General features: G+C 68.5%; 16 protein-coding genes, 2 tRNA genes and 1 pseudogene. 14 read left to right on the top strand and 5 right to left on the bottom strand.

Annotated features, from left to right (window positions below; translation table 11 throughout):
* Positions 1–2 precede the first annotated feature (2 nt).
* The 5 genes from ACFWBW_RS06070 to ACFWBW_RS06050 all read left to right on the top strand — a co-directional run bounded on the left by ACFWBW_RS06070 (position 3) and on the right by ACFWBW_RS06050 (position 5,668).
* Positions 3–812: an ABC transporter ATP-binding protein gene (locus tag ACFWBW_RS06070; RefSeq protein WP_385368818.1), complete on the top strand. Its 810-nt coding sequence runs from the start codon at positions 3–5 to the stop codon at positions 810–812.
* Complete coding sequence (locus tag ACFWBW_RS06065) at positions 812–3,235, top strand: FtsX-like permease family protein (RefSeq protein WP_385368816.1); 2,424 nt, start codon at positions 812–814, stop codon at positions 3,233–3,235. The genes ACFWBW_RS06070 and ACFWBW_RS06065 overlap by 1 nt, the downstream gene beginning before the upstream one ends.
* A 264-nt stretch (positions 3,236–3,499) precedes the next feature.
* A complete protein-coding gene (locus tag ACFWBW_RS06060) occupies positions 3,500–4,891 on the top strand; it encodes a pyridoxal phosphate-dependent decarboxylase family protein (protein WP_385368814.1) in 1,392 nt (463 codons plus the stop codon).
* Entirely contained in the window at positions 4,891–5,343 is a 453-nt protein-coding gene (locus ACFWBW_RS06055) for an HD domain-containing protein (RefSeq protein WP_385369049.1), read from the top strand. Before ACFWBW_RS06060 ends, ACFWBW_RS06055 begins: the two co-directional genes overlap by 1 nt.
* A 130-nt stretch (positions 5,344–5,473) precedes the next feature.
* Positions 5,474–5,668, top strand: coding sequence for a hypothetical protein (locus ACFWBW_RS06050; RefSeq protein ID WP_250739483.1), 195 nt, complete (start codon positions 5,474–5,476; stop codon positions 5,666–5,668).
* A 100-nt stretch (positions 5,669–5,768) separates the two neighbouring features.
* Here ACFWBW_RS06050 and ACFWBW_RS06045 read toward each other — a convergent pair whose 3' ends face one another.
* The 4 genes from ACFWBW_RS06045 to ACFWBW_RS06030 form a co-directional block, all read right to left on the bottom strand.
* Positions 5,769–6,488, bottom strand: coding sequence for a hypothetical protein (locus tag ACFWBW_RS06045; protein ID WP_385368812.1), 720 nt, complete (start codon positions 6,486–6,488; stop codon positions 5,769–5,771).
* Between the two features lie 386 nt (positions 6,489–6,874).
* A complete protein-coding gene (locus ACFWBW_RS06040) occupies positions 6,875–7,108 on the bottom strand; it encodes a hypothetical protein (protein ID WP_385368810.1) in 234 nt (77 codons plus the stop codon).
* A 163-nt stretch (positions 7,109–7,271) separates the two neighbouring features.
* Complete coding sequence (locus ACFWBW_RS06035; protein WP_385368808.1) at positions 7,272–7,541, bottom strand: hypothetical protein; 270 nt, start codon at positions 7,539–7,541, stop codon at positions 7,272–7,274.
* A 54-nt stretch (positions 7,542–7,595) separates the two neighbouring features.
* Complete coding sequence (locus tag ACFWBW_RS06030) at positions 7,596–8,351, bottom strand: GntR family transcriptional regulator (RefSeq protein WP_385368806.1); 756 nt, start codon at positions 8,349–8,351, stop codon at positions 7,596–7,598.
* Between the two features lie 734 nt (positions 8,352–9,085).
* On the opposite strand from ACFWBW_RS06030, the gene ACFWBW_RS06025 reads away from it, so the two are divergent.
* From ACFWBW_RS06025 to ACFWBW_RS06000, 6 genes and pseudogenes are all read left to right on the top strand, one after another.
* Positions 9,086–9,814 (top strand): GntR family transcriptional regulator, encoded by a 729-nt coding sequence (locus tag ACFWBW_RS06025; protein ID WP_385368804.1) that lies wholly within the window; start codon positions 9,086–9,088, stop codon positions 9,812–9,814.
* Positions 9,811–10,092, top strand: coding sequence for a hypothetical protein (locus ACFWBW_RS06020; protein WP_385368802.1), 282 nt, complete (start codon positions 9,811–9,813; stop codon positions 10,090–10,092). Before ACFWBW_RS06025 ends, ACFWBW_RS06020 begins: the two co-directional genes overlap by 4 nt.
* Positions 10,093–10,498: 406 nt before the next feature.
* The gene (locus ACFWBW_RS06015) at positions 10,499–13,090 is read left to right on the top strand and encodes an NB-ARC domain-containing protein (RefSeq protein ID WP_385368800.1); all 2,592 of its coding nucleotides are present in this window, start codon (positions 10,499–10,501) and stop codon (positions 13,088–13,090) included.
* Between the two features lie 412 nt (positions 13,091–13,502).
* A pseudogene (locus tag ACFWBW_RS06010) lies at positions 13,503–14,450 on the top strand (replication initiator); the annotation flags it as partial.
* Complete coding sequence (locus ACFWBW_RS06005; protein ID WP_385368799.1) at positions 14,443–14,646, top strand: excisionase family DNA-binding protein; 204 nt, start codon at positions 14,443–14,445, stop codon at positions 14,644–14,646. The pseudogene ACFWBW_RS06010 and the gene ACFWBW_RS06005, both read left to right, overlap by 8 nt.
* Positions 14,646–15,812: a tyrosine-type recombinase/integrase gene (locus tag ACFWBW_RS06000; RefSeq protein WP_385368797.1), complete on the top strand. Its 1,167-nt coding sequence runs from the start codon at positions 14,646–14,648 to the stop codon at positions 15,810–15,812. Before ACFWBW_RS06005 ends, ACFWBW_RS06000 begins: the two co-directional genes overlap by 1 nt.
* Before the next feature lie 69 nt (positions 15,813–15,881).
* On the opposite strand, the gene ACFWBW_RS05995 is transcribed toward ACFWBW_RS06000, so the two are convergent.
* Positions 15,882–15,952 (bottom strand) — tRNA-Gly (locus ACFWBW_RS05995).
* Between the two features lie 178 nt (positions 15,953–16,130).
* On the opposite strand from ACFWBW_RS05995, the gene ACFWBW_RS05990 reads away from it, so the two are divergent.
* The 3 genes from ACFWBW_RS05990 (at position 16,131) to ACFWBW_RS05980 (ending at position 18,750) form a co-directional block, all read left to right on the top strand.
* Positions 16,131–16,207 (top strand) — tRNA-Pro (locus ACFWBW_RS05990).
* A 189-nt stretch (positions 16,208–16,396) separates the two neighbouring features.
* The gene (tig, locus tag ACFWBW_RS05985) at positions 16,397–17,800 is read left to right on the top strand and encodes a trigger factor (RefSeq protein WP_385368795.1); all 1,404 of its coding nucleotides are present in this window, start codon (positions 16,397–16,399) and stop codon (positions 17,798–17,800) included.
* Between the two features lie 332 nt (positions 17,801–18,132).
* Positions 18,133–18,750, top strand: a complete 618-nt coding sequence (locus ACFWBW_RS05980) for an ATP-dependent Clp protease proteolytic subunit (protein ID WP_250739480.1) — start codon at positions 18,133–18,135, stop codon at positions 18,748–18,750.
* Positions 18,751–18,821: the final 71 nt, after the last annotated feature.

Genomic DNA, 18,821 nt, shown 5'->3' with positions numbered 1-18,821 from the left:
CGGTGGAGCTCCGCTCCGTCCGCCGCCAGTACGGCCGCGGCGCCACCGCCGTACACGCCCTGCGCGGCATCGACCTCAGCCTCCCCCGCGGCAGCTTCACCGCGGTGATGGGCCCCTCCGGCTCCGGAAAGTCCACCTTCCTGCAGTGCGCCGCCGGCCTGGACCTCCCCACCGAGGGCTCCGTCCGCCTGGGCGGTACCGAGATCACCGGCATGAACGAGAACGAGCTCACCGAACTCCGCCGCAGCCGCCTCGGCTTCGTCTTCCAGGCCTTCAACCTCCTCCCCTCCCTCACCGTCGAGCAGAACGTCCTGCTCCCCATGCGCCTGGCCGGCGGCCGCGGCCGCACCGCGGCGCAGGGCCGGGCCCGCGCAGCAGACCTGCTCGCCCGCGTCGGCCTGGAGGGCAAGGGCCGACGCCGCCCCGCCGAACTCTCCGGCGGCCAGCAGCAGCGCGTGGCCATCGCCCGCGCCCTGGTCACCCGGCCCGACGTGGTCTTCGCCGACGAGCCCACCGGCGCCCTCGACACCACCACCGCCACCGAGGTGCTCGGCCTGCTCCGCAGCGCCGTGGACACCCTCGGCGCCACCGTCGTCATGGTCACCCACGACCCGGCCGCAGCCGCCCACGCCGACCAGGTGCTCTTCCTCGCCGACGGCCTCATCGCCGACCGCCTCCCGCGCAGTTCCGCCGCCACGATCGCCTCCCGCATGACGGCTCTGACCGCGCGCGCATCCGCATCGGCGTCCGCACCGACACCCGCACCCGGATCCGCGCCCGCCGCGTCCCGTTACGCCGGGGCGGCCGCCTGATGCCGCGGCTCCTGCCCCGTTCCAACGGCCTGGCCCGCGCCGTGCTCCGGTTCCGGCCCGCCGCCTTCGCCGGCACCTTCGTCGCGCTGTTCCTGGCCGTCGCCATCGTCTCCGCCTGCGGGATCCTGCTGGAGACCGGTGCCCGTGCGAGCACCCCGCCGACGCGGTACGCCGCAGCCCCCGTCGTCGTCGCCGCCGATCAGCAGGCCCGCCTGCAGATGGGCCGCGGCGACGGCGCCTACGAGGTCACCGCCTCGCTCCCGGACCGGGCGCGGGTGGACGCCGCGCTACTGGAGCGGCTGGCCCCGCTGGGGCGGGCGGTGCCCGACGTGATGTTCCCCGTACGGGACGGAGCGGGCCGCACGCTCGACGCCTCCGGCTGGGGCTCCACCGCCTTCAGCCCTGCGGAGCTCCGCGCGGGCCGCGCCCCGGCCGCCCCGGGCGAAGTGGTCCTGGGCGGGGCCGACGGCCCGGACCGGGTCAGGCTCGACACCCCCGCCGGGCTCCGCGAGTTCCGCGTCGTCGGGCGCGCCGACCGGCCCGGAGCCTGGTTCGCCGACACCGAGGCCCGCACCCTGTCGGGACACCCCGACGCCCTCGACGCCATCGTGCTGTTCGGGGCCGACGCGGCGCGGGCCCGTGCCGCCGTCGACGGCGGCGCCCAGGTACTGACCGGAGACGCCCGCGCCCTCGACGGGCGGCTCGCGGGGGCCCAGGAGGTGCTGACCGGCCTCGGTGGTTCCTTCGGCGGGATCGCCACGCTCGTCGCCGTCTTCACCGCCGCGGGCACCGTCGCCCTCTCCCTCGGGCAGCGCTCCCGCGAGTTCGCCCTGCTGCGCGCCGTCGGAGCCACCCCGCGCCAGATCCGCCGCACGGTCGCCACCGAAGCCCTGCTCGTGGCTCCGGTCGCGGGCGCGCTGGGCTGCGTACCCGGCATCGCGCTCGCGGCCTGGTGGTTCGGGCAGCTCAAGGCGAAGGGCGCAGTCCCCGCCGAAGTCGACCTCGTCGTCTCCTGGATCCCCCTGGTCAGCGCGGTCGGCCTGGCACTGGCCGCCGCCCTGATCGCCGGCTGGGCCGCATCCCGCCGCCCCGCCCGCATCCGCCCCGGCCAGGCCCTCGCCGCGGCCGCCGTGGAAAGGCTGCGGCCCGGGTGGATCCGCACCCCGCTCGGCCTCGCCGCCCTGGCCGGCGGCACGGCCTGCGCGACCCTGGCCGCCACCAGCAGCGGCCCGGACGCCGCCAACGCCGCACTCGGCGTCGTCATGCTCTTCATGCTCGCCGTCGCCCTGCTCGGCCCGCTGATCGCCCGCGCCTGCGCAGCCCTCCTCGGCCTCCCGCTGCGCGCGGCCGGCGCACCCGGCGAGCTGGCCGCCGCCAACTCCCGTACCCAGGCCCGCCGTCTCGCCTCCGCCATCACCCCGATCGTGCTCGCCATGGCCTTCTCCTCCACCCTGGTCTTCCTCCACACCAGCGAGGACCGGGCCGTCCGGCAGCAGCAGGAGGCCGGACTGCTCGCCGACCACGTCGTGCCCCTCGGCGGGACGGATCCCCACAGCGGCACGGACCGCCCGGCGGTCGACGGGGCGGCCATCGACCGGGCCGTCGCGGCCGGGGCCGTCGCCCTCACCCGTACCTCCGTCCTCACCGTCGTCGGCTCCGGCGGCGACCGGACCTTCCACACCGCCTCCGCGCAGGGCGTCACCGGGGACCTCACCAAGGTCCAAGACCTGGGAGTCCGTACGGGGGACCTCGCGCGCCTCGCCCCCGGCACGGTCGCCGTCGACCGCACCCTCGCCGAAGCCACCCACACCGGGACCGGCGACCGCATCGACCTGCGCCTGCCCGACGGCACCCGTGCCGCCCCCGAGATCGTGGCCGTCTACACCCGCGGCCTCGGCCTCGGCGAGGTCACCCTCCCCGCCACCGACCTGGCCGGCCACACCACAGCCGGCCGCCCCACGGAACTCCTGTTCAGCGGCCCGGTCCCCGAAGGCCTCGGCCCCGTGCTGTCGCCCGCGGCCTGGACCTCCGAGCAGAGCGCGGACCGGCAGCTCAACGCCTGGGCCAACACCACCATGGCGGCCGTCCTCGGCGGCTTCGCGGCCGTCGCCGCCGCCAACACCCTGGTCATGACGGTCCTGGACCGCCGCCGCGAACTGCAGCTCCTCCACCTGATCGGCTCCACCCGCCGCCAGATCCTGCGGATGCTGTGCTGGGAAGCCCTCCTGGTCAGCGGCACGGGCATCGCCCTCGGCTCGGCGATAGCCCTGGCCACCCTGACCCCCCTGACGAAGGCGATGACGGGCTCGGCCCCGTACATCCCGCCCCTCGTCTACGCCTCCTTCGCAGCAGCCGCCATCACCCTGACCCTGGCCGCCACGACCCTCCCGGCCCGCCGAACCCTGCGCCCCGGCCGAACCTGACGTGCCGCACGCCGACCAGCGCGCGCAGAATCCGCCTCGGGGCGCGCCGCCGCCAACATCGGCCGAACCCAGCCTCGCCGGCGTTCGAGGCGCGGGGTCTGGGGCGGAGCCCCAGGGAACGGTGGAAGGGCGGGGCCACCCACCCCAGGGCCACCCACCCCAGGGCCACCCACCCCAGGGCCACCCACCCCAGGGCCACCCCCCCGGGCCACTCACCCCCGATTGGCCGGTCCGCCGGGGCCCGGCGGCCCCTACCGTGCCCCCATGGACCGCACACTCGCCACCGACCTGGCCCGCCTCCCCGAACTCCTCGACGCCACCCGCGACGCCGCCGCCGCGACCCTCGCAGCAGTGGACGCGCGCCCCGTCGTACCAGGAGCGGCAGCGGCACCGCCGACCCCGCCGCTCCCCGAACACGGCACCGGCACCGAGGCCGCCCTCGCGGCCTTCGCGGAGCGCTGGGCACCGCGCCTGTCGGCCTCCACCGGCCCCCGCTACCTCGGCTTCGTCACCGGTGGAGCCACCCCCGCCGCCCTCGCGGGCGATTGGCTCACCGCGGCCCACGACCAGAACTCCAACTCCTCCCTGGACGGCGGCGGCCAGGACCTCGAACGCGAAACCATCACCTGGCTCCGCGAGCTCTTCCACCTCTCCGCCGCCCACACCGGCACCTTCGTCAGCGGCGCCACCATGTCCAACACCACCGGCCTGGCCATCGCCCGCGAATGGCTCGGTGAACGCCTCGGCGTCTCCCCGGCCGAGGACGGCGCGGCCGCGCTCGGCCCGGTCCGCGTCCTCTCGGGCGCCCCGCACTCCTCCATCGCCAAGGCCCTCTCCGTCCTCGGACTCGGCCGCGCCGCCCTGGTCCCCGTACCGACCCTGCCCGGCCGTGAGGCCGTCGACCCGGCCGCCCTGGACCGCGCCCTCGCGGACGCGCCCGGCCGGCCCGCCGTGGTCGTCGCCAACGCCGGCACCGTCAACACCGTGGACTTCGACGACCTCCGCGCCATCGCCGCACTCCGCGAACGCCACGACTTCTGGCTGCACACGGACGCCGCCTTCGGCGCGTTCGCCGCGCTCTCTCCGGCCCACGCCCACCTCGCCGCCGGCCTCGACGCCTCGGACTCGATCTGCGTCGACCTGCACAAGTGGCTCAACGTCCCCTACGACAGCGCCGTCCAGTTCACCCGCCGCCGCGACCTCCAGGCCCGCGTCTTCCAGAACGCCGCCACCTACCTCGGCCCCCTGTCCGAGGACCCCGACCTGGTGCACCTCACCCCGGAGAACTCCCACCGGCTGCGCGCCCTCGCCGCCTGGTTCACGCTGCGCGCCTACGGCCGCGAGGGCCACCGCGAGATCGTGGAACGGGACATCGCCTGCGCCCTCTCCCTCGGAGAATTCCTCACCCAGGACCCGTACTTCACGGTCCTCGCGCCCGTCCGCCTGAACGTCGTCTGCTTCACCCTCGCCGAAGCCCCCACCCCGGACCGCCTCACGGCCCTGCGCGAAGCGGCGGGCCCCGAGGTGTTCGTCACCCCCACGACCTACGCGGGAACCCCCGCCCTGCGCGCGGCGTTCTCCAACTGGCGCACCACACAAGCAGACGTACGCCGGATCGCGCAGGCCCTCCACACGGCGGCGAAGGAGCTCGGATGATGCACGGCCCACTCACCCTCATCGAGGTCGAGGCCCTCGCCCGCACCGCGCACGAGGGCCAGACCGACAAGGCCGGCCGGCCGTACGCGGAACACCTCGCCGCCGTCGCCGAGGGCGTCCGCGCCCGCGGCGGCACCGCCGAACAGCAGGCTGCGGCCTGGCTCCACGACGCGATCGAGGACGAGGCCCTCACCCCGGCCTGGCTGGAATCGGCCGAACTCCCGCAGCCCGTCAAGGACATGGTCCTGGCCGTCACCAAACGCCCCGGCGAACCGGTCGAGGCGTACACGGCCCGCATCCTCGCCACCCCGGGCGCCCTCCTGGTCAAGGAAGCCGACCTGGCCCACAACGCGGACCCCGCCCGCCTCGCGGTCCTCGACGCCGCCACCCGCGACAGGCTGTCCGGAAAGTACGCATACGTCCGCTCCCTCCTCGGCCTCACCACCCCCTGACGCAAAAGCGTCACCGTCTCTTCGTCACGAGACGGATAGCCGGGGCGTGTTGGTGGGAGGATGGACCATGTGGGGGTGCGCACGGCCGCGCCCCGGGCCGACCAGGGGACGACCGAAGGTGTGATCAGAAGTGGCCATTTCGCTGTCAGTGGTAGTCCTGTTGGCGATCATCCTCGTGGTGCTCGTCCGCGGAGGCCACCTCAAGGCCGGCCCCGCGATCGTCGCGGTCCTCTTCGGCTTCTTCCTCGCGTCCAGCTCCATCGCCCCGGACGTGAACCGCTTCCTGAACTCCCTCGCGGACACCATCGCAGGCATCAAACTCTGACCGGCGTCTCCCGGTAGACACACCAGGGCCAGATCCGAGGCAACACCCTCTGACCTGGCCCTGAGCCGTCTGGAGAGAGTCCCGCCAGGGCGTACACGGATCAAGGGGCGAGCGCGGCGGCCACCCGTGACAGTCGATCGGCCGGCAGCGCAAAGTGGTTGGCGGGGTTGCGGAAGGAGTAAGCGCCGTCGTTGACGGCACAACCGCGGCCGTCTGTCGTCCAGCATGCGGGGCCCGTTGCCCCCTGACCGTCCAGGAGAACGGTTCCGAGGGCCTCGGGATCCTCCACGCCCGTACAGGCACGCAGCGCGGCCGCCAGGCGGCCCACCGCATCGTCGGGTAGCTCGTCGTCCCCCAGCGCGGGAAGCAGGAGGAGCAGCCGAGCGTCCGGGTCGGTGGTGCTCCCGCCGGGCAGTGCGTTGTCCGCGGCGGCCACCAGCTCGGGCCAGGACAGGCCCGGCCCCATGAAATGCCCGTCGTCCTGGGCGAGGTGCTCGGCCTTCTCCCAGTCGGGGTGGTGGAGCAGGTAGTCGGTGCCGGCCTCGCCCGTGAGGGTGCGATAGACGACGTGGAGACGGTGATCACCGGCAAGGGGGATGGTGAACGCCGGCCACTTGGCCTGCTCCCACAACTGCCGCTGGAACTCGCCCGCCGCGTCGTAATCGGCGCCGAAGAGCAGTTCCGCGGCTTCCTCGGAATGGACGGAGCAGAGGTGCCCAAGCCAGAACAGGGGCTCCTCCAGGAACCCCACCCCGTGTGTGAGGGGTCCGCCGTCGTATCCCGGTATCCGGTCAGGATGCAGGTCTGCGCTGTTCGGCACGGAGGACATCATGCCGTCAGGGTCCAAGCCCCCCGGGGCGGCGCGGGCGGGCAACACGCTCGCCGCGTCGACGACTGCCGGCACACGGGAGTTGACGACGAGGACGGCCACAGCGCCGCCCGCGCCGCGCCCCCCGGGAACGACGAAGGGCCAGGTCGAGGAAATGTCCTCTGACCTGGCCCTTTGTGTCTCTGAGCGGGTGACGGGAATCGAACCCGCGTAGCTAGTTTGGAAGATCGCGTACCCACCCCTGCCCCGACCGGCCAAGACGCTGACCAGCAGCTCCCCAGCACCCACACCGTCATTCCCCGCGACTCCCCGCGCATCGCTCCGCCATCAGACACGCAGGAGACACGGCTCCGAAGCCTGGCACGAGGGCCGCTCCGCTACAGATCCCTCTCGGACCGCGGCGGCTGCGGCTGTGGTGCCGGCTGCGCCTGGCTTCTGTTTGCCTGCCACTTCACCGACTCGCGGCCGTAGCGAGCCGCCCACATGAGGATTGCGACGGCCAGGAAGCCACGCATGACCGGGTCTTCCTCTCTGATCACGAAGATCAGCACCGGTGTCAAGAGCACCAGGATCCAACGTGGGTGGTTCCACCAGTCGTTCTTGCCTGCCATTTGGCCTCCCAGCCGGACCCTAAGGCGCGAGTAGCCCGGAGATCTAAGGTTTGCCACTCTCCGCTGGGTCGTCAGGGCACTGTTCCTCACGGAAGCCAGCAGCGTGGCTGGCGGCCTGAACGGGTGCCTGGTGGCCCGACGGGCAGGACGCCGACCGGCGGGGCTAGAGGTCGCCCTGAGACCGCTCAAAGCCTTCCATGAACGCATTGTGGAAGGCGAGCTCGGCGGCCCGGCAGGCGGCGGTGATGAACATCGTCTTAGCCTCGCCGAGGCTGCACCCGACCACCTGACTGGTCACCATGACCGCGTCCACGCCGTGACAGCCGATCTCCTTCAGGAAAACCTGTAGAACCCCACCGTCGCGGCTCTCCTCCCAGACTGGCTGCGCCGTCACGACCAGGTCGGCTATCCGGGCCTTTCGCTCCGCGTCCACAGCGGGTTGCCCTCTCTCGTGCTCGCCAGGTGCTCGGGATGGTGCTGGGTCGGGCTAGCGACCGACAGGGATCTTGTAGACGATCTCGCACAGTGCGGCAGGGATGACGATGTCCGCGGTCTCCACGGGCTGCCCTAGGTCGCTGTAGTACGTCCGCCGGATGTGAGTCACCAGTGCAGCCTTCTGGATCCCGAGAAGCGACGCCTCCTCGGCGGTCGCCTGCCGCGGCTCCGGCTGCTCCACGGCGTGGCTGACCGTGATCCCAATGACGGCCATCCGGTTCACAACACCAACGCCGGCGTGCGGCCCACCCTCGGGCAGGACAACGAGCGTGCCGGCGGTGAGCGCGTACGGCTCCCAACTCGTCGACAGTTGCACAGGCCTGCCATCGGCAAGGAACTCGTACACGGTGCGCACGCACAGCTCCCCACCCGGGATCCCGAGACGCGCGGCGATCTCGACCGGCGCGGGAACCTTCGCCTCGGTCCGACTCTCCCAGTTCCCCTGCCTACCCAAGGCCTGCATGTCCGCACGGAACGGAGACCCACCCGGCTGCTCACGAGCCGACGACCGAACGACCCGCACGCGCTGCCGCGGCTCCGCGACATACGTACCCGAGCCCGCGCGCCCCTCCAGCACTCCCTGGGAGATCAAGAGCTCCTGCGCCCGACGAACGACGTTCTCGCCAACGCCACACTCCTCGGCGATCTGCGTCCGCGAGGGGAGCCGGTCCCCAACGTTCCAGTCATGCTCCGCGATCCGCTGCCGCAGTACGTCGGCGATACGGAGATAAGGCGGCTGCTCAGGCATGTAGAAAATCTAGTCCACTAGCTCTAATTTAGTTAACTAGCTTCACTCAACGTGCTCACTCGGCGACGGAGGCCCTCGGTGCCCGTTTCGGAATCAACAGCCGCTGCCCGCCTCCGCATGGCGGGCGGTCCTGGAAGTGGTGGCGGAGGCCGACAGATTCGGGCTCCTAGCCAGCAGCTTGACCGGCCGCGCGCTATGGGCCGCCGTACGCAAAGCGGTCCCCACGACGGGCGACGTCCGGGGACCTGGCCGACAGCAGTAGGAGCTGATCAGCATGTTGAACCGTATGGTCCCCACAACCGCCCGCACCAGTGGGCGCCCCCTCCGGCCGGCATTACCGCCCGCCACGGACCCCACCCCCTACCGGTCGAGCTCGTGCACGATCGGCACCCACCACGAATGCGCGCAGTCGTCCCCCGCCACGGCTCCGGTAGGCGTCCCCGTGATCTACGAGGCTTGCGACTGCCCCTGCCACACCCCAAACGACCGGCCCGAACCGCGGCAGGTGACCCAGTGAGCGGATGGACCCCAAGCGGCGCCCTCGCCACAAACGTCGAGATCACCTCGACCACCGTCCAACGCGGCGACGTAATCCAGATCGGTGGCCAACCGTGCCGCGTCATCGACCTGATCCAACTCCCCGCCAGGGCGAAGCGACTCTGCTTCGAGTCGGGCGAACTCCTGACCATGCACACCCGAACCCGCTTCATCGCCCTCCGGATGCGGAGGAACTGGTGACCCAACCCCCACCGTCCCGCCGCCACGCCATCGCAGACGACCTCCGGAACCAGATCTCGAAGGGTCGCTTGAAGGCCGGCGAACGCCTCCCCTCCGAAGCCCGCCTGGCCGCCCACTACGCAGTCAGCACACCCACCCTCCGGAACGCCCTTGCCCTCCTCCAGGCCGAAGGCCTAGTAGAGAAGATCCACGGCAGCGCCAACTTCGTTCGCCACCCACTCCGCAGGGCCACGTACATCGGCGGCGGACACACGCCGAGCGCACCGGCCCCGGCCGAGGAGGCGCTCCACACCACGGTCCGCGCCACCAACCTCCGAGCGCACGGCCATCTGACCGCCCTCCTCAAGGTCTCGCCCCGCAGTCCCCTGACGGAGTTCCTCTGCCTCAGTCACGAGGGGAAGACACCGCACAGCCTGGCCCGCATCTACGTCCCCCGAGACCTGGCGCCGGCCAGCGTCCAGGAAGGACTGCTAACGGCACGAGTGCCAGACCAGCGCCCACCACTGTCCGTGGTCCGGGAAACAGTAAGCACCCGCCTCCCAACTCCATCCGAAGCGACAACCCTTCGCATCAGCCCGACCCTGGCCATCCTGTCGATCACACGCGTGGCAACCGACACCACCGGCCGCGTAGTCGAGGCGGCCCTTCTGGCACTTCCCGGCGACCGCGTCGACGCTGTCTTCACCAAGCACCACACGGCCGAAGCCAGGAGGGCGGAACAATGACACCCCACAACGAACTGCGACTCCTGCCGTGGTCGGGCCCCGACGGCAAACCCTGCTTCCTGAGCGCTGACGACAACGCCGGCCACCTGTCCCGCCTCGCCGACAACACCGAAGCGGCGCAACTCGGCTTGGGCTCGGAACTCCTGGACCGCGCCCTCGAAGTCCTATCGGACGAGCATGCAGCCCCGGACGAACTCCGCTGTTTGGCAACGGACCTAACCAGCGCCTTGAGGGACGTGGTCCGCGTAGCAACCAGCCGCGGCCACCGCCTACCGTGACCAGTCCCTTCCAGCCCCAGAGAACATGGTGAAGTCCTGCACACGCCGGCAGGCCGCGGTTTGCATCACCGCACCTGAGCGGCGAAGCCCCCAGAAAGGCTCTGAGGGCTTCGCCGCTCAGGTGCGGAAGCGACTGGCAACGGCTCCGGAGGCCCGGTGCACCTCATGCGCTAGAGCGGCTCAGATGCATGCAGCGCCGTGCGGCCCTGCCTAAGACACTCGAAGGTCTGTGCGCACCTGCACGGTTTTCCAGACACGGCACCTCCCTTCACCTACGCTGAAGCTGCCAGGTTCTGGAGGGGGCAGCTTGCTTCACACTCGCATGACACGAGCACGACTCTACGTACTAGTGGACTCGTTCGAATCTGATGTACGTCGGACGATCTTGCGATTCATCCTTGATCACATGAGCGAGGTCGAGGCTCTGGGTGATAGCTACGATCGCGCAGAGGATCGCCGCCGCGTGGATGCGAGTGATGACGATCTTTCGATTGTCGAGTACTTGGATATGCGTGAGGCGTACGACATCCTTAATCGGCACCGTGAAGCGCTACCTGTGGAACTTGCAAGAGAATTGCGTCATGGTACGCCCAGGATGGACACGCTCGTCCCGATTCGCAATCGCGTCATGCACGGACGCCCCCTTCAGGCTGGGGATGCCGAAAAGGCTGTAAGCGTCTGCTGGGAGTTCAAAAGCCGATTCTGGCCCACGATGCGCGATACGCTGGATAGATTGGGCGCAGAGCCGGGCTGGGAGCCCGCCTTCAACGGCTCAAACCGACGGTACTCGGATCGCGTTCTCCATAATCTTCCACCGTTCGACTATGACGATACCGGTCTTATCGGTAGGTCGCAGGCGTGTGGCGATATTGTCAAACACCTGCTACGCCGGCGAGAGCCGATGATCACCATCACGGGTGAAGGCGGAATCGGGAAGACGGCATTGGCCTCTGATGTGGCTTATTCGTTGCTGGATAATCCAGATTCTCCCTATGAGTGTATCCTGTGGACTTCCCTTAAGACGGAGCGATTGACGGCCAACGGCGTGGTGGCGATTGCCGGGGCTGTACGCGATATCACTGGAGCCACCCACACTTTGGGGAAGGTGCTTGCCGACGATTTCAAAGGTGGGGCGCAAGAGCTCGCGGAAGCCCTTGAAGGAATCGAGACGTTGCTCATCATCGATAACCTGGAAACGGTTAGTGGTAGTGAGATTGTAACGCTCTATGAAACGCTCCCTGATAACGTGACTTATCTTATGACGAGCAGGATTGGCGTAGGTCAGATTGAGCGTCGGATTCCCCTCCCTCCGCTTGAGAAGAAGGACGCTCAAACACTCTTCAGGTCCTTTGCTAGAGTCCGAGGTGGAAGGGCAGGATTTCTGGCCTCCCTGAAGCCGGAGACTGTCGAGGAGATCATAACTCGACTTCGGTTTAGCCCCCTTGCTATTCGATGGTATGTCCTTTCTGTTGAATCGGGGCGAGAGCCGCACCCCACCTTGTCTGGCCAGGACGAACTAATCGATTTCTGTGTGAGGTCGGTATTTGACGCTCTGAGTGAAACGCCGAAAGCAATCCTCTCCGTCCTTTTTGCTCTCGACCGATCCTCGACGTTCGATGAGTTGGCGGTCCTAACAGATTCGCCGATTGATGACCTAAATCTAGCGGTCAAGGAGCTCAGCGCAGGCTCCCTTGTGAGTCAAAAGCCCGACCCTGAGGATCAGCTGGTCTCGCGGGTTCAGATTACGGAGGCTGCACAACATTTCTTGCGCAGGGTCTCGCCGCCGCCGAAGGCTGACATAAGCAGAACCTTGTTGCGGGAGCAGGAATTTAAGCGCTCGGAGGAGCAGCGCCGCGCCGAAGCGAGTAAGCGTCAATTCTCTCCCGGCGCCGTCCGGGTGCGGTCCTCGCACGATGAGCCCACAGCGCATCTACTCAGGCTTGCGCTGGCGCAATCACGTGTGTCAATCGACCGTGCTCAAAGTTACCTGGATCGGGCGCGGGCATTGAATCCAGAGTTTTGGGAGGTGGATCGCGTTGAAGCTTTCATCCTCTCCCAAAATGATCAAATCGATCAGGCCACCTCGCTTTATCGATCTGCCCTGAGGAAGGCCGACGAGGCCGGCCGGGCTATTATCTCGTATTACTTCGCTGGCCATCTCGGCGGTCGTGGTCACGACGTAGATGCAGCCCTTCCCCTAGCCGCTGCTGCCCACGACTACCTGCAGACTGCTGACACTGCACAGCTTCTGGGTAAAATCAACCTGTGGGCGCGAAACTATGAAGAGTCTCAGATCCACCTGGAGTGGGCGCTTGACAACATGACTGGCCGGGGAAGGCTGCGCCTGATCATTATTACCAGTCTGGTCGATTCTTGGCGTCGGTGGTCTGAATCACTGCTCGAGGATGATCGGCGACCGATTGAATCTGCACACAAGGCATCTGCAGGGTTTTCGCAAGGTATCAAAGAGCTGGATTCGGGGGCGTGGGATCAGCGACTTGCCGAGATGATTCTGGAAAGCGCAAACGCATTCCTGCGCGCGGTTGGTGAACTCGGGACCTTTCCTCCGATTTTCGAAGGTGATGCCCTTCGGCTCTTGAAGGGTGTCAAGCGGCATTCTGTGCTTTTTGAGCGCTGTGCGGCGTGGCGCCACTTTCCCGGGAGGGTTGGTCGACTTTATCGATTGACGGGGATCAGTCAGGAGGTTGCTAACCTCTGTGAGAGTCTTGTGCATGTGGCCAGGCCCCGACCAGACGGTGCTACTCAGGGGTCTCCGCAAGGGATCGTAAAGGCCTGGCGTGGAACCTATGGCTTCATTTCGCACCCGGACTACCCGAGCGACGTATTCTTTCCGGGATCGGTTGTGCAAGATGGCCATGATGTGAAATGGGATCCGATTAACCCCGTCGGGGTGCATGTTGTTTTCGAAGTCGACGAACATGGGAACGAGGATCGTCCTCGGGCCAACTATGTAGCGCCTGCATCGCTCGACGAGTGAGCCGCGAGAAGCGGCCACAGTTCCAGGACGCCTTCCTCGAACTGATGTGCCGAAGTGTTCGCCTCTGAGTTGATTTCGGAGCTGCGGAGTGCGCTTGGCGCCAGCCATACGGTCCGACTTGCTGTCATCCCGTCTGCCGTCGACCCACACGGAGTGATAGCGGGGCAGGCTTCTGGGGCCCAGGTGGAGCGCCCTGCTGGACGAACGACCTGGGCCCCAGAAGCCTGGTCTGCTATGGCTTGCCTGGGTCGACGGCAGACGGGATGACAGCTTCCCCCCCCTCCACAAACCGGACCGCACCTTCACGGCTGGGCGAGGTCATCCCGGAGCCTGAGTGCCCCTGCCGGAGGCATGTCTTTGAGCGGCTGACGGTTTCGGACCTTGGTAACCACATGCTGTTCCCTGGCGGCTTGGTGTGCTCCGCTGGGGCTTGCGTCAGAGGTTGGGTGCGCCGGCGCCTGGGACAGTGGGCGCGGGCGCATTAGTTGTGCTGCAGCTCTCCCTCTTCAACAACCACGCGGGACAGCTCTGGCAACGCTTCACTACCCGCCTGCGCCGCGAGATCGCCGCCTCCGCCGGCCTCACCCAACGCGAGCTGAAGGAGGAAGCCCGGATCTCCTACGGCAAGGTCGCCGAGTTCCAGAAGCGTGGCGCCATCCACTTCCACGCCGTGATCCGGATTGACGGACCCGCAGGCCCGCTCACCTCTCCGCCGGCCTGGGCCACCACGGAGCTCCTCGACCGCTCGATCCGGGCCGCCGTAGCCCACGCGTACACCTCGATCACCGTCCCAGAGGCTGCTGACCAACCCGCCCGCACCTTCAGGTGGGGAACCCAGCTCGACGTACGCCCGATCAAGGCCTTCGGAGACGGCTCCGACATCACCGAACAGGCGGTCGCCTCGTACGTGGCCAAGTACGCGACCAAGGCTGCCGAGAACACCACCCTCGACCGCCGGATTGGCAACCGCGAGGCCCTCGTCCTCCTCGACGTGCCTGAGCACACCGCCCGCCTGATCGGCGCCTGCCTCGACCTCGACGCGCTCTACCCGGACCGTCGCCTCGCCGCCTGGTCGCACATGCTCGGCTTCCGCGGCCACTTCTCCACCAAGTCGAGGCAGTACTCCACCACCCTCGGCGCCCTCCGTCGGACCCGCGCTGACTACCGCGCCGCGCAGGACCGGGAAGCCCGCGGCCTGGAAGACGTCGAGCCGGACACCGTGCTCGTCCTCGCCTCATGGCAGTACGCCGGACACGGACACAGGCCGGGGGAGTCGGTGCTCGCCGCCACCATCGCCCGGGACATCCAGGTCAACCGCCAGACCGCCCGCGAAGCCCTGCAAGGAGAGCAGCATGAATGAGCGCTACCTCAGCGTCGTCCAGGTCGCCGAACTGCTCGGCACCACCGTGCGGTTCCCCCGGCGGCTCATCGAGGAACGGCGGATCACCTACGTGAAGGTGGGACGGCACGTCCGTATCCCTGAGAGCGCAGTCCGGGCCTACATCGACGCCCACACCGTCGAGCCACGTCGCAGCCGTCTGGGGGTGGCTGCCTGATGGCCGGGAAGCGCCGCCCGTTCGGCCGGGTCCGCAAGCTGCCCTCCGGTCGGTATCAGGCTAGGTACCTCGGCCCGGATGGACAGCTCCGTCCCGCGCCCGAGACCTTCCGTACCAAGAAAGACGCGGACGACTGGCTCGCCGACAAGCAGACCGAGATGCGGCGCGGCGACTGGCGCGATCCCGACGCTGGGAAGGTCGCCTTCGGCCCGTACGCCGTCGCCTGGATCAAAGAGCGCGAGCTGACCAGCACCACCAGACAGCTCTACTCTTCGCTCTTCAAGCACCACCTGGAGCCCGTCCTCGGAGCCGTCAACCTTGGGGAGATCTCGCCGCCCCTCGTACGGAGCTGGCGTGCCGACAAGCTCGCCGCCGGCACCGGCCCCACCACCGTGGCCAAGGCTTACGCCCTGCTCCGCGCCATCCTGGGAACGGCCGTCTCCGACGAGTTGATCCGGCGGAACCCCTGCCAGGTCAAGGGCGCCAGCACCGTGCACACCCCGGAGCGGCCGACTGCCACGGTCAAGGAGGTCTACGCGCTAGCCGAAGCGGTCCAGCCGCGCTATCGAGCGCTCGTGCTGATGGCTGGATTTCTTGGTCTGCGCTGGGGCGAGCTGATTGGGCTCCACCGGCGGGACATAGACCTGGAGCACCGCACCGTGCGTGTCCGGCGGGCTGTCGCCGAACTGAGCAACGGACAGCGGGAGATCAAGGCGCCGAAGAGTGCCGCGGGCAAGAGGACGGTCTCCATCCCCGGCGTGATCCTCGCGGATCTCCACGAGCACCCGAAGCGGTACGCGGAGGCCGGCGCCGATGGGTGTGTCTTCGTCGGGGCCAAAGGGGCCATCCCACTCCGGAATCACTTCAACCGGCTCTGGCACAAGGCGTGTCGGGAAGCGGGAGTGAAAGGGCTGCACTTCCACGATCTCCGGCCCACGGGCAACACGCTCGCCGCGTCAACGGGCGCAAGCACCCGAGAGTTGATGACGCGCATGGGCCACAGCACCGCCCGCGCCGCGCTCATCTATCAGCACGCCAGTGCCGACCGGGACCGCCTGATCGCCGACGCGCTGAGCGGGCTCGTCACGAAGGGTCGGAAGGAAGCCGCCAAGGGCACGAAGAAAGATCCACACCGGAAGGGGCACGCAGGGGGCACGCGGAGCTGATCGCAGCCCCGGGAACGACGAAGGGCCAGGTCGAGGAAACATCCTCTGACCTGGCCCTTTGCGTCTCTGAGCGGGTGACGGGAATCGAACCCGCGTAGCTAGTTTGGAAGACTAGTGCTCTACCATTGAGCTACACCCGCAGTACGTGCGACGCAGGTCCGGGGACCGCGGCACGAACAGCATCCTAGCGGGTCCCGGCGGGGGATCGCACACAGCATTTCGCGCCCGCGTGTGGCCGCGGCGGGTCCCGGGCGGGCCATTCGCCGAAACTCCGCACGGCGGAGGGTCTTCGGGCATGTACCCTACGTGTCGCACCGACGGGGTGTGGCGCAGCTTGGTAGCGCGTCCGCTTTGGGAGCGGAAGGTCGTCGGTTCGAATCCGGCCACCCCGACCAGCAGGAGGATCGCGCGATCCCCCTCTGCGAGACCGCGTCGATGATCGCGTTGTGGGCTGATTGCCGCTTGCGGCTACTATGCAAGCTGCGTGCCCGTGTGTCTGATGTACCGGGCCCGATCCGCTGAGAACCGCTAGACCGCGGCGATGAGCAGAGACCCCCAGCAGTCAGCCACAAGGAGACCGAACCGTGAAGAGCGCCGTGGAGACCCTGAACCCGACTCGGGTTCGGCTCACTGTTGAGGTGCCCTTCGAGGAGCTCAAGGACAGCCTCGACGCGGCCTACAAGAAGATCAACCAGCAGGTCACGGTGAAGGGCTTCCGCAAGGGCAAGATCCCGGCCCGCGTCATCGACCAGCGCTTCGGCCGCGGTGCGGTGCTGGAGGAGGCCGTCAACGACGCCCTCCCGAAGTTCTACACCGAGGCCGTCAACGAGGCCGACCTGAACCCGCTGGGCCAGCCCGATGTCGACATCACGGAGCTGAAGGACGGCGAGCTGCTGGCCTTCACCGCCGAGGTCGACATCCGTCCCGCGATCGAGATCCCGGACTACTCCGGCATCGAGGTCACCGTGGACGCCGTCGAGGTCTCGGACGAGGACGTCGAGAAGTCGGTCGAGCAGCTGCGCGGCCGTTTCGCGACCACCAAGGACGTCGAGCGCGCGGCGGAGGACGGCGACGTCGTCACCATCGACCTCGAGGCCAAGGTCGACGGCGAGGTGCTGGAGGACGGTGTCGCCCAGGACGTCTCCTACACCATCGGCTCGGGCGAGCTTCTCGAAGGCATCGACGAGGCCGTCAAGGGCCTGGAGGCCGGTGGCGAGGCCACCTTCACCTCCCAGCTGAAGGGCGGCTCCGCCGAGGGCAAGGACGCCGAGGTCACCGTCAAGGTCACCAAGGTCCAGGCCCGTGAGCTGCCGGAGCTGGACGACGAGTTCGCCGGCCTGGCCAGCGAGTTCGACACCATCGAGGAGCTGAAGGCCGACAGCCGCAAGCGCCTCGAGAACATGAAGCAGTACGACCAGGCCACGCAGGCCCAGGAGCGCGTCCTGGAGAAGCTGCTGGAGCTCGTCGAGGTCCCGATCCCCGAGAAGCTCCTCGCGGACGAGGTCCAGACCCGCAAGCACAACCTCGAGCACCACCAGCTCGGCCAGATGGGCCTCACCATCGAGAAGTACCTGGAGATCCAGGGCAAGACGGTCGAGGAGTTCGACGCCGAGACCGCCGAGCAGGCGATCAAGGGCATCAAGACCCAGTTCGTCCTCGACGAGCTGGTCAACAAGGAGAAGCTGAACGTGAACCAGGAGGAGCTCACCGAGCACCTCATGCGTCGCGCCGCCTCCTCCGGCATGTCCCCCGACCAGTTCGCCCAGGCCGTCGTCGAGGGTGGCCAGGTGCCGATGCTCGTCGGCGAGGTCGCCCGCGGCAAGGCCCTCGCGGCCGTCGTCGAGGCCGCCAAGGTCACCGACACCAACGGTGAGGTCGTGGACCTCTCCGACGACGAGGACGACGAGAACGCGGTCGAGCAGGCTGCCGAGACCGTCGAGAACGTCGTCGAGGCCGACGGCGAGATCGCGGCCGACGAAGCCAAGTAACACCCGGGGTCACCCCCACTGAGCAGCACCAGAGCACGGCCCGGAGGGCCCGTACGCCATCGCGTCCGGGCCCTTCGGCCTTCCCGTGGGACGCGCTCCGGGAGACCCTCCCGAGACCCTCTCCGGGACCCTCCGTGAGGGGCCTCTGACCTTGCGCTCCGAGCGAACAGTTCGGGAAGCGGGATGGCGTTGTCGTAGCTGCGCGTTAGGGTCCATGAATACGAGGGCACGGGAGTACCCGACGCCGGTGGACATCGTCCGCACGGCAGGTCCGCGCCCCAGAACGAGACGCTGAGACGGCACATGGCCGTCGGAGACGAGCAGGTGGATACGTGACGAATCTGAAGCCTTACGCCGCGGGTGAGCCGTCCATCGGTGGCGGCCTCGGCGACCATGTCTACAACCGGCTGCTCGGCGAGCGCATCATCTTCCTCGGCCAGCAGGTCGACGATGACATCGCCAACAAGATCACTGCGCAGCTCCTGCTCCTGGCCGCCGAGCCGGAGAAGGACATCTACCTGTACATCAACAGCCCCGGTGGCTCGGTGACGGCCGGCATGGCGGTCTACGACACCATGCAGTACATCCCGAATGACGTGGTCACCATCGGTATGGGCATGGCGGCCTCCATGGGCCAGTTCCTGCTCACCGGCGGTACGCCGGGCAAGCGCTTCGCGCTCCCGAACACCGACATCCTGATGCACCAGGGCTCCGCCGGCATCGGTGGCACCGCCTCGGACATCAAGATCCAGGCCCAGTACCTGCTGCGCACGAAGCAGCGCATGGCTGAGATCACCGCGCACCACTCCGGCCAGACCGTGGAGACGATCATCCGCGACGGCGACCGCGACCGCTGGTACACGGCGGAAGAGGCCAAGGCCTACGGCCTCATCGACGAGATCATCTCCGCCGCGTCGCTGGTCCCGGGCGGCGGCGGCACCGGGGCCTGATCCCGGCCCCGGCCCGGGGGGAGGGGGGAGGTGCGGGGGGCCAGGGAGAGGCGAATACCCACCAAACGCAA

Source organism: Streptomyces sp. NPDC059957 (assembly GCF_042730015.1).
Classification (GTDB): Bacteria; Actinomycetota; Actinomycetes; order Streptomycetales; family Streptomycetaceae; genus Streptomyces.
The sequence above is the reverse complement of the archived record's forward strand: the minus strand, read 5'-3'. Positions and strand labels throughout refer to the sequence as shown.